This window comes from Candidatus Thermoplasmatota archaeon, assembly GCA_035541015.1.
In the GTDB taxonomy this organism is placed as follows: domain Archaea; phylum Thermoplasmatota; class SW-10-69-26; order JACQPN01; family JAIVGT01; genus DATLFM01.
On the sequence record DATLFM010000111.1, the window covers coordinates 1 to 10,783 of the forward strand.

The 10,783-nt window shown below is 70.4% G+C and carries 11 protein-coding genes and 1 tRNA gene; 9 read left to right on the plus strand and 3 right to left on the minus strand.

Translation table 11 applies throughout. The annotated features are described in order from the left end of the window. Positions 1 to 281 (minus strand): PrsW family glutamic-type intramembrane protease (locus VM681_11010; protein HVL88515.1); only part of this gene is annotated, 281 nt, incomplete at its 3' end. A 34-nt stretch (positions 282 to 315) separates the two neighbouring features. Between VM681_11010 and VM681_11015 the strand changes: the two genes are divergently transcribed. Then, positions 316 to 1,164: a hypothetical protein gene (locus VM681_11015; GenBank protein ID HVL88516.1), complete on the plus strand. Its 849-nt coding sequence runs from the start codon at positions 316 to 318 to the stop codon at positions 1,162 to 1,164. Continuing rightward, on the plus strand, positions 1,161 to 2,069 hold the full coding sequence (locus tag VM681_11020; protein ID HVL88517.1) for a hypothetical protein: 909 nt from the start codon (positions 1,161 to 1,163) through the stop codon (positions 2,067 to 2,069). The genes VM681_11015 and VM681_11020 overlap by 4 nt, the downstream gene beginning before the upstream one ends. On the opposite strand, the gene rtcA is transcribed toward VM681_11020, so the two are convergent. Continuing rightward, positions 2,041 to 3,042: an RNA 3'-terminal phosphate cyclase gene (gene rtcA, locus VM681_11025; GenBank protein HVL88518.1), complete on the minus strand. Its 1,002-nt coding sequence runs from the start codon at positions 3,040 to 3,042 to the stop codon at positions 2,041 to 2,043. The two genes, VM681_11020 and rtcA, sit on opposite strands and share 29 nt — an antisense overlap. Position 3,043: 1 nt before the next feature. Continuing rightward, entirely contained in the window at positions 3,044 to 4,450 is a 1,407-nt protein-coding gene (pyk, locus tag VM681_11030) for a pyruvate kinase (GenBank protein ID HVL88519.1), read from the minus strand. Positions 4,451 to 4,630: 180 nt separating this feature from the next. On the opposite strand from pyk, the gene VM681_11035 reads away from it, so the two are divergent. The 7 genes from VM681_11035 to VM681_11065 form a co-directional block, all read left to right on the plus strand. Beyond that, complete coding sequence (locus tag VM681_11035; protein ID HVL88520.1) at positions 4,631 to 4,960, plus strand: hypothetical protein; 330 nt, start codon at positions 4,631 to 4,633, stop codon at positions 4,958 to 4,960. 221 nt (positions 4,961 to 5,181) lie between these two features. Then, positions 5,182 to 5,254, plus strand: a tRNA-Thr gene (locus VM681_11040). A gap of 307 nt (positions 5,255 to 5,561) precedes the next feature. After that, positions 5,562 to 6,137, plus strand: coding sequence for a hypothetical protein (locus tag VM681_11045; GenBank protein HVL88521.1), 576 nt, complete (start codon positions 5,562 to 5,564; stop codon positions 6,135 to 6,137). A gap of 44 nt (positions 6,138 to 6,181) precedes the next feature. Next, entirely contained in the window at positions 6,182 to 7,105 is a 924-nt protein-coding gene (locus tag VM681_11050) for a hypothetical protein (GenBank protein HVL88522.1), read from the plus strand. 6 nt (positions 7,106 to 7,111) lie between these two features. Beyond that, positions 7,112 to 8,425 carry a histidinol dehydrogenase gene (gene hisD / locus VM681_11055; protein ID HVL88523.1) on the plus strand — a complete coding sequence of 438 codons (1,314 nt, stop codon included), beginning with the start codon at positions 7,112 to 7,114 and terminating at the stop codon, positions 8,423 to 8,425. Positions 8,426 to 8,456: 31 nt separating this feature from the next. Further along, positions 8,457 to 9,623: a site-2 protease family protein gene (locus VM681_11060; GenBank protein HVL88524.1), complete on the plus strand. Its 1,167-nt coding sequence runs from the start codon at positions 8,457 to 8,459 to the stop codon at positions 9,621 to 9,623. A gap of 25 nt (positions 9,624 to 9,648) precedes the next feature. Further along, the coding region (locus VM681_11065) for a formate--phosphoribosylaminoimidazolecarboxamide ligase family protein (protein HVL88525.1) at positions 9,649 to 10,783 on the plus strand (1,135 nt) is incomplete at its 3' end.

Below are 10,783 nucleotides of genomic sequence, written 5' to 3' on the forward strand. Positions count from 1 at the left end.
CCGTAGGCCTTCACGGCTTCCTCGACAAGCGGGGCCGCGACCACGATGGCGACAAAGCGCGCGTCGAGCGCGGGAAGGAAGCGAGAAAGGACGCCGGTCGCAAGCGGGTTGAGCACGAGCGCGAAGACGACGGCAAAAACGGCACCGTACAGGAACGTCGCGCCAAGCATGCCCAGACCCTCGCGGTGGCCGCGCCGCTCGGCCTGCTGGATGAGGAGCAGGAGCGCCAGCGCCGGCACGAACGCTGCGCCGATGACGACGGCGATCTCGACCTGCGACACGTACTTGTGCAGGTCGCAGGATTCCCTAAACCGTATGCCTTCCACGCGCGTTCCCGTCGCCCTTCCTCGCGCGCCCCTTTCGGGCCGGCACGTGGCCGTGGCCGTGGACGCGGGCCCTCACGCGGCGCTCTCCGTGCGCGTCGTGCGGGAGCTTCTCCGACGCGGCGCCTCCATGTCGGTGCTCGCAACCCCGGCCGCCTTGGAGCACGTGCACCCCGACGCGCTCGAGTACGCCGCCGGCGCGCCCCCCAACGCGCGCGCCACGGCGCCTCCCGAGGCCGTCGTCGCCGTCGCGACCCTTCCCACGACGCGTCGCAAGGCTTCCCTTGGCGTCCGCGACAATCCCGTTTCCGTCGCCTTGGCCCTGTCCGTCCCGATTCTCCCGTTCGACGGCGACCCCGTCGATGCGGCCGACCGCGTGGAAGGGGCGCTTGCCCGAGGCCCGCTCGCCGGGCGACGCGTGCTCCTCGATGCGGGCCCCGCGAGCGTTCCGTGGGACGCGATCCGCGCCGTGGCGTCGACGGCTTCCCCGGCGCTTGCGGGTGCCTTGCGCCGCGAACTTCTGCGCCGGGGCGCCATCGTGCTGCCTCCGGATGCGCCCGAGCGCTCCGACCTTGCGATCGTGGAGACCAATCGCCCGTCCCTGGCGCCGGCGCCCGTTCCGGGAAAGGTCGCCTCCGGACGCGAAGACGTGCGACTGCGGCTTCACGCGCGACCGCCGCCGGCGCGGCCCCCTGCAAGGCGCGTGTGGTCGCTGCGCTCGGCGCACGCCGGCGACGAGGTGGAAGCCGAGGTCGCCTCGGGCGCCCGCAGGGTCCGGTCTTGCGGCCCGCCCGAGCGCGTCGCGCGCGAGCTTCTCGATGCGGCGGAGGCGTGGCGGTGAGCGCAAGCTTCCGCCCCACGGCGGCCTTCGCGCCCGCGCACGTGTCCGGATTCTTCGAAATCCACGACGAGAATCCGGACGCGTTGCGTCGCGGATCGCGCGGCGCGGGCGTCTGCCTGGCCACGGGGGCCGTAAGCCACGTGACCGTGGAGACCGCCCCCGCGCCCAAGCTTGCCGTGTTCGTGAATGGGGAACCCGACCCGGCGCCTGTCACCTCGTACGCCCTGCGCGCCCTGCTTGGCCGATCGCGCCTTGCCGTGACGGTCCGCACGGAGCTCGCCTTTCCGGTCGGCCAGGGCTTTGGCATGTCGGCGGCCGGCGCACTGTCGGCCGCGCTTGCGCTTGCCAAGCAATTGGGCCAGGACCGCTACGCCGCCGCGCGCGCCGCGCACCAGGCGGAGCTTGCCAACCGCTCCGGCCTTGGCGACGTGGCGGCGGCCTTGCACGGCGGCGTCGCCTTCCGGCGCGCGCCGGGGTTGCCGCCTTTTGGCGCGGTGGACCGCGTCGTGGCCGACGCGCGACTCCTCGCGCTTCCCATGGGAGAAGGCATCCCCACGCCGTCCGTCCTCTCGGACCCCGCCGCCCGCTCGCGCGTTGCGGCCGTCGGGTCGCGGTGCGTGGAAGCCTTCCGCGCCCAACCCACGCTTCCGAACCTCTTCCGCGTCTCGCGCCAATTCGCGCGCGACTGTGGCTTCACGACGCCCTCCATCGAGCGCGTCCTCTCCGCCGTGGAGTCGACCGGCGGGCTTGCGCTGCAGGCCATGCTTGGCACCTCCGTCGTCGCCTACGGCGAGGACACCGAGCTTCTCGCCGACGTCCTGCGCGAATTCGGCGAGCCGCTGCCCTGCGAGATCGACGAGGGCGGCGCGCGCCTTCTCACCGTGGAGAAGGCGCCGCGAACGTGACGAGACCGCCGTCCCGAGCGATCGTGACGCGCGGCCCGAGGAACGCCTCGACCACCCGCGCATTCGTGCTCGCGTGCTCCGTGAGCGCCCGCGCCCGGTACGATCCGCCGCACAGCGCGATCCAGACGAGGAGCTGGTCGCTTGCGTGGAGATCGACGCTTGCGCCCGCCGCAACGTCGGCCAGGAGAGGCTCCGCGCACGCTTTGGCGACGCTCTCGGACGGCACGCCCTTCTCGCCGAGCGCGTCTGAGCAAAGGATCGCCAGAGGCCCTTCGGCAAAGAGCGCAAGCGAAATGCCCGGGTCGAGCGCCGGGTAGCCAGCCACGGTCACGTCGGCGCCCGGGCCAAGCTCGCGCACGCTTGCGTCGCGAAGCCGCCGGCCGATCTCGTCGGGAAGCTGCGAGCTTGCCACGCGCCCCGAGATCGCCCACCGCGCAGGCGCCTCCAGGCGAAGGGGCGAGAGCGCGGAGGGCTGCACCTCGATTCGCGCGGCGCCGCCGCCCCGAGGGTAGTAGCCGCGGCGCCGCAGGAGCGCCCGCGCGCGAAGGCCGTGGCGCACGAGCAGCGTCACGTGCGCGCGGGAGAACGCATCCCAGGTGGGAGCAAAGCGCGCGTCGGTGCCGCCCGTGAGGTGAACGTCCCAGAACGCGCCGGAGAGCGCAAGCGCCGGAAGGAGCGCCTGCGCGGCAAGCGTGAGGGAGCCGGCCGTGGGGATCGTGACCGCAAGCTCGCCGCCCACGGGCCGGCCCGGCCGGAACGAGAGCCGCTGCGAGCCCAGCTCGTCGCCCTCCACCTCGGCCGAGAACGCGCGGGAAAACGCTCGCACCACAGCGAGATGCTGGGCCGCCAGACCCGGGTTGGGCCGGCGCGCGCGGATGCCGTCGACGCGAAACGGCGTTCCCGTGACGGCCGAAAGCGCAAGCGCCGAGCGCAGGATCTGTCCGCCGCCTTCGTTTCCGTCGAGATCGATCATGCTACTCCACGATGGCCACGCGAAGGTGGCTTGTCGTGGCCGTCACGCCCAGGCGTCCGGAGGTCACGACGACGACGTCGCCCTTGCCCACGAGGCCCGTCGTTTTGGCCACGCCGGCCGCCTTTTCGAGGAGCTCCTCCTCCGTGTGGGTGCGCGCGACGGGAAGCGGAACGACGCCCCACACGAGCGACAATTGCCGAAGCGTGCGCGCAAGCGGCGTCACGGCGAGGATGGGCGCATGCGGCCGGTGCTTGGCGACAAGACGCGCCGTCGTGCCGCTGTTGGTGAGGCACACGATCGCCTTCGCCTGCACGTCCCGCGCCGCGAACACCGTCGCGTGCGCGATCGCATCGGCGACGCTGATGCGCGGGGGGTCGGGCCGCGGCGCGTGGTAGCGCGCGGCGGCCGCCTCCGCGCTCTCGACGATCCGGCTCATGGTCGCCACCGTCTCGACCGGATGCTTGCCCACGGCCGTCTCGCCCGAGAGCATCACCGCGTCCGTCCCGTCGAAGATCGCGTTGGCCACGTCGCTCGCCTCCGCGCGCGTGGGCCGCGGACGCTCGATCATGCTCTCCAGCATCTGCGTGGCCGTGACGACCGGCGCGCCAAGGAGGTTCGCGCACGCGACGATCTCCTTCTGCGCCACCGGAACGCGCTCCGGCGGAAGCTCCACCCCGAGATCTCCGCGCGCCACGAGCGCGCCGTCGGAGGCGCGCAGGATGGGCTCGAGGTTGTCGAGCGCCTCCTGCGTCTCGATCTTCGCGATCACGCGGATGGGAAGCTCCTCTCGCATGAGAAGCGACCGCACGTCCGCGATGTCCTGCGGACTTCGGACGAAGCTTGCCGCCACGTAGTCCACATCGAGGCGCGCGCCCGCCTGCACGTCGGCGCGGTCCTTTGCCGTGACCGACGGCAGCCGGATCGTCGTGCCGGGCAGGTTCACGCCCTTGTGGCTCTTCAGCTCCCCCCCGTGCACCACGCGGGCGACCACGCGGTCGTCCTCCACGCGCAGCGCCAAAAGCTCGAGCAGGCCGTCGTCGAGGAGGATGCGCGCGCCGGGGGCCACGTCCCGCGCGAAGCCCTCGTAGTCGACCGGGATCGACGACGAGCCCCCGTGCGGCGAGAGGCTCACCTCCTCGCCCTCGCGCAGGAACGTGCGCCCGTGCGGAAGCTCGCCCACGCGGATCTTCGGGCCCTGGATGTCCTGGATGATGGCAACGGGCTTGCCCACCGCGTCGGCGGCCGCGCGGGCCGCCTCGATCGCCCGCCGGTGGTCGGCAAGCGTGCCGTGGCTGAAGTTCACGCGCGCGCAGTCCATGCCCGCCTCGATCATGCGCTTCAGCACGCCCGGATCGCTGCACGCGGGACCAAGCGTGGCGACGATCTTCGTGCGGCGGCGGGTGGCCATGGGAGGCGGCAATCGCCGGGGGGTCGATAGGCTTTCCGTGCGGCGACGGACCCATGCATACACATGTATACGTACGTATACATCGAGCGCCATCGGCGGGTAGCCGTCCAAAGCGCGCGCGGGCGTCCGTCCGCGCCTTCGTTGCAGCCGCTTAAATCAGGTACTTGGGTTTCCTCCGCCGTGATTGCGGGCGACGACCTGACGTTGCTCCGTGAGCGGTTCGACCGCCACTTTGCGGGCGCGGGCTCCAAGGTCCGCGTGCGGACCGTCGGCGCAATCGAGGTCGAAGGCGAGGCGCGGTGTGCCCATTGCGAGCGCGTGGTGACCGGCACGGTCGCCCGCGTGGAGGCGGGCGTTCCGGTGAGCGCCGTGGGCGCCACGTACCACGTCTGCCCGGAATGCGTCGCGACCATCGCGGAACGGGCTCGCCGCGACGTGCCGGAGCGGCAATCGGCGGGCGCGCCGACAGGATCCATCCTTCGGGACTCGAAGCTTGGCCTTCTCGTCTGAGCGGAAACCGCCACCGGCCGCTTCCAGCCGCAAAGTCTTGATCGATCGACGCATTGCCGGCCGCAGGCCTGCCGCCTTGGCTCAGCCGGTGGCGCCCGCGGAATCCTCGCCTCGCTCGGATTCCGCTGCGTCTTCGCACGTCGCCTTTGCTCCGGGCTCGGAAGCAGCTGATTGGCAGCCGCAAAGTCTTAAATGATCGACGCGTTGCCGACCGCAGGCTTGCCGCCTTAGCTCAGCCGGTGGAGCAGCTGATTCGTAATCAGCAGGTCCAGGGTTCGAATCCCTGAGGCGGCTTTTCTCTTGATCAGCAGGGTCGGCGGCCGAGCGCGGGGCCACTATGGGGAGCGCTGCTCGCCCGCCTCGAACCGGAAGTACGACGCCTGGATGGCAAGCGAGCCAAAGACGCTTTGCGCGCACGCGCGCGATGTTGGGGCTCGTCCATCCAGGTTTCCGCGGTAGGCGACGTCGGTGGGCCTCGACGGATTCGACGTTCTTTGATCCGGTCCTGCCGGATTCGTATGGAACCTCGGGCATTTCCCCTAGTCTTCCCCCCAAAGCGTGAAATAGGGGCATTGCGTTGGTCGAGCCGCGAGGCATTTTCATGTCGAAAACCCACGGAAATGGAACGACGGTCTACGAAGCGGCGCTTGCGGAGCTCCGCGAAGTGACGCACAACGACCAGCACCGCCGCAAGATCGAGCAGAGCATCGTCCACGAGGCGCGCGGACACGACGACTGGATCCTGCACACGGCGCTCACCGCGATCGACACGTCGCACGGCGACATCGTGGAGACCGTCGAGACCTTCCACCGCGACGTCCAGGGCCGGACGGACTCGCTCACGCGCCGCGTCGAGCAGGCCGAGGGCGCCTTGAACAGCGCCGTGGACAACTTCCGCTCCGAGGTCAACAAGAGCTTCGAGAAGACCTGGGAGACGGTCGCCCAGAAGTTCGACAAGACGTGGGAGTCGGTGGGCCACAACTTCGACGCCACGAACGAGCGCACGCAGCGCGAGGTCTCCGACCTGCGCGACGAGCTCACGAAGATCCTCGACAAGCGCTTCACGCACATCGACCAGACGTTCGCGTCCCTTCGCGCGGACATCGAGGTCGTGAAGGCCCTGCAGATGGAGCTCATCAAGGAGCGCATCGGCCGCCCCGAGCTTCTGAAGCGGTAAATCCGGGTTGCCCCATGGGTTCCCCGGCGTTGCGGCGGTCGTGCGTGGCGATCGCCGCCTTTCTCCTTCTCAGCCTTGCGGTCGGGCTCGCCTCGGCGCAGACGCAGGGCACCGTGCAGGTGTCCGCGGACACGTCGGGCTTCCGCCTTGACCCCGCCGCCAGCGAGTCGGCCACGCTCACCGTCACGAGCCAGCCGGCTGTGCCCAATTCGCCGACCCAGGGTCCCGTCACGCTTACGGTGACGGGCGTGCCCCCGGGCTGGACCGCGCGCGTGAATCCCGTCACCGTTCCCGCGGGCGGAACGCAGACGGCCGTGCTGACGGTCCAAGCGCCCGCGGAGCGTCCCACGGAGGCCGCCCCGCTGTCGCTTGTCGTGACGGCCACGCTCCCGAACCCGACGGGGCCGGCCTCCACGTCGTCGGCCACGTTTGAGCTTGCCATGACGCCGGCGCCGGCGCCACCGCCGCCTCCGCCTCCGCCGCCCGACTATACGTGGGCCTACGCGCTTGCGGGCGCGCTTGTCTTGGTCGCGCTTGCGGGTCTTCTCGCGTGGTACGTGCGCCGCCGGGAGACGGGCATCGAGGTCGCCTCGCCCATCGGCGAGAAGGAGGCGCGGCCCGGCTACGACGCCTTCGTTCCCATCGAGGTGCGCAACGCCTCGACGCGGCCGCGCGTGGCCAAGCTGTATGCGGACTCCGTCCCGGCGGGCTGGACGGCGGCCACGAGCCTTGCCACGATCCCGCTCGACCCCGGCCAGGCCGTCTCCCTTTGGCTCGCCGTTCGCCCCCCCATCGAGGCCGAAGCGGGCGAGATCACCGTTTCCGTGCTCGCCAAGCCGTCGGAGGCCCGCACCATCCGCTCCCGCGCGGCGGTGACGATCCGCGTCGTGCCCGACGGCGAGGTCCACTCGCGCCTGGGCAAGGACCTCGTGTCTCCCCTCTACTCGAACCGTCCCGACCACAACTGAGGCACCATGTCGGCGCGCGAGCCCTTCGTGTACGCGGGGCCCCTCTCCCTCATCCCGGGCGAGCGACGCCGGGCGCTCGTGGAGCGAGGCCGCAGCGAGCTTGCCGCAGCGCGCGTGGACGTGCTTCCGATCTGGTTTGATGTACGCGACAACGGCGACGAGGCCCTCGTGCGCCTGACGGAGAAGTTCGACGGCGCGCGCCTGGACCGGCTCCGCGTGGAGGACTGGGAGCGGCGAAAGGTCGCCGCCGAGCTTCCGCGGGCCGATCGCGAGGCGCTTGAGATGGCCGCCGAGCGCATCCGCGCCTACCACGAGAAGCAGGTCCCCGCGGGCTTCGAGACGACGCTCGAGGACGTTCGCCTGGGCTGGAAGCCCGTTCCCCTCGATCGGATCGGCATCTACGTTCCCGGCGGCCGCGCCGCCTACCCGTCCACGCTTCTCATGGCCGCCATTCCCGCCAAGGTGGCCGGCGTGCGGGAGCTTGTCGTTTGCACTCCCCCCGCCCGCGACGGCTCGTTGTCGCCGGCGCTCCTTTCCGCCGCCGAGATCGCCGGGGTCGACGAGATCTTTCGCGTGGGCGGGGCGCAAGCGGTCTTCGCCATGGCCGTCGGAACCAAGACCATCCGGCCCGTGCGCAAGATCGTGGGCCCCGGCAGCGTCTACGTGCAGGCGGCAAAGCAGCTCGTTCGCGGCGAGGTGGGCATCGACGGCATCGCCGGGCCAAGCGAGGTGCTCGTCGTGGTGGACGATCCCCAGCACGCCACGCTTGCGGCGTGGGAGCTTGCGGCGCAGGCCGAGCACGCCCCGGACGCGGCCTGCGTGCTTGTCGCCACGGGCGAGCCCCTGCGTGCCGCCGTCGAGGCGGAGCTCTCGCACATCGTCCCGACCCTACCGCGCGCGGAGACCATCAAGGCCGCGCTCGCTCGAAACGGCGCGCTTCTTTCGGTGAAGAACGTCGACGAGGCGCTCGCGTTTGCCAACGAGTACGCGCCCGAGCACCTCGTCCTCCTCGTCCGCGACCCGCGGGCCGCCTTGGCGACGGTGCGCAGCGCCGGCAGCGTTTTCTTGGGCCCCCATTCGCCGGTGGCCTTGGGCGACTACTGCGCCGGGACGAACCACGTGCTTCCAACCTCCGGCGCGGCGCGGCACGCCTCGGGCCTCTCGGTCCTCGACTTCGTGCGCTTCGTGCAATGGCAGGAGGCGACGGCCCGGGGCCTCGCGCGCGTGGGGCCCATCGGCGAGCGCCTGGCGACGCTCGAAGGTCTCTCCGGCCACGCCGGTGCCATCGCCGCGCGCCTGCCGCGGCGTTCCGCGCGGTAGGCTTAAGGTCCTCGCCCGCTCTGGCCGCCGCATGGAGGAGCGTCCCGAGGACCTGCGGCCGTTCGTGAGCACGGTCTTCCCGGTCTACGACGCGCGCTACGAGGCGGGCGCCGCGCTCTTCTACGTCACGGTCGACCGCGCCACGCTGGCCGAGCGTTTCGAGTCGCTGCGGCGGCAGCTCAAGGACCGCGGTTACTACGCGATGATCCGCTACGAGGGCGGCGAGCACCAGATCCACGTCGTGCCGGCTCCGCCGCGCGAGCACGTGGGCGAGGCGACAAACGCCTTCCTCATCGTGCTCACCGTCGTCACGACGACGCTGGGCGGGGCCATGGCCTACTTCTACTACGAGAACCCCGATCTCGTTTCGGTCCTGGGGGGCGTCGATTTTCTGACGCAACTCTCGGTCCTTTGGTCCCCCACAAACGTCCTCTGGGGCTTCGTGCTGTTCTCGCTCCCCCTTCTCTTCATCCTGGGCGTCCACGAGCTTGGCCACTACGTCGTGGCGCGGCGCCACGGGGTCGCCGCAAGCCTTCCGTTCTTCATCCCGCTCCCTCCGTTCTTCGCGCTTGGCATCGGAACCATGGGCGCGTTCATCAGCATCCGCGAGCCCATCCCAAACCGCCGCGTGCTCCTCGACATCGGGCTTGCCGGACCCCTGGCGGGCTTCCTCGCCACGATCCCGGTGCTTCTTTTGGGCTTCGTCCTCATGACGATGCGCCCGCTGGAGCTTCCGCCTACGACCGGGCACGGCTCCCTGGGCACGCCGCTTGCCTATCTCCTGTTCGCCTTTCCGTTCCCTTTCTCGGAGAACCAGGTCATCCACCCGACCGCGTTTGCGGGTTGGGTCGGCCTCTTTGTCACGGGCATCAACCTTCTTCCCGCCGGCCAGCTCGACGGTGGCCACGTCGCGCACGCGCTGCTTGGGGACAAGGCGAAGTACGCAAGCTACGGCGCCGTCGTCCTGCTCGTGATTCTCGGACTTGGCATCCCCGCCTTTGGCCTCTTCCCCGGCCTTCCGGGATTCTCGGGCTGGATCTTCTTTGCCCTCCTCATCGCCATCCTCGGCGTCCGGCACTCGGACACGCTCGACGCCGTGACGGGGCTCGACCCGCGGCGCGTCTACCTGGGGCTCGTGGGCCTCGCGCTCCTGGCGCTGTGCTTCACGCCGACGCCCCTTCTCGTCAGCAACCCGTAAATAGTCCGCCGCCGCTCGGTGCCCCATGCCTGCCGGCGTCACGCGCGAGGCGGTCGCGCGAACCGCGCGCAACTACGACACGGACGCCCTCACGCTTGCCGTGATCGCAAGCCACAGCGCCATCGACGTCTGCGACGGCGCCGCCGACGAGGGTCTGCGGAGTCTCGCGGTCTGCCAGCGCGGCCGCGAAACGCCTTACACGCGCTTCCTTGCCACCGAGCGGGACGCGCGGGGCCGGCGCTTGCGCGGCTGCGTCGACGATACGCTTGTCCTGGAGAAGTTCGCCGACGTCCTCTCCGCGAAGGTGCAGAAGCGCCTCCTCGCGCAGAACGCCGTCTTCGTGCCCAACCGCAGTCTCACAAGCTACTGCAGCGTGCAGGCGGTCGAGCGCGATTTCTCCGTGCCCCTGTTCGGAAACCGCGCCATGCTGCGCGTCGAGGATCGCGGCGAGGAGGACGACTACTACGCCCTCCTCGAGAAGGCCGGGCTTCCTTTCCCCGAGCCCGTCGCCTCGCCCGAGGACATCGATCGCCTGGTCATCGTGAAGCTCCACCATGCGGAGAAAAAGCTCGAGCGCGGATTCTTCACGGCCGCAAGCCACGAGGAGTACAAGCGAAAGTCGAAGGCGCTTCTCTCCCAAGGCGTGATCACGAAGGAGGCGCTTGCCAAGGCCCGCATCGAGCGATACATCGTGGGCCCCGTGTTCAACCTCGATTTCTTCCGCAGCCCGCTTGCCGCGCACACGGATCGCGAGCCCATCGAGCTGCTCGGAATCGACTGGCGTTTCGAGTCGAGCCTCGACGGCCACGTGCGCCTGCCCGCGCCCCAGCAGATGGGCCTCGTGGGCACGCCCCAGGAGATCCCCGAGATGACGGTCGTGGGGCACAACAGCGCGACCCTGCGCGAGTCGCTCCTGTACAAGGCGTTCGACATGGCCGAGAAGTTCGTGGAGGCCGCGCGGCGGCATTACGCGCCCGGCGTCATCGGCCCCTTCTGCCTGCAGACGTGCGTGGACAAGGACATGAACTTCTACATCTACGACGTGGCCCCGCGCGTGGGCGGCGGCACGAACATCCACATGAACGTCGGCCACCCGTACGGAAACGCGCTCTGGCGGGAGCCCATGAGCACGGGACGCCGCATCGCGCGCGAGGTCAAGA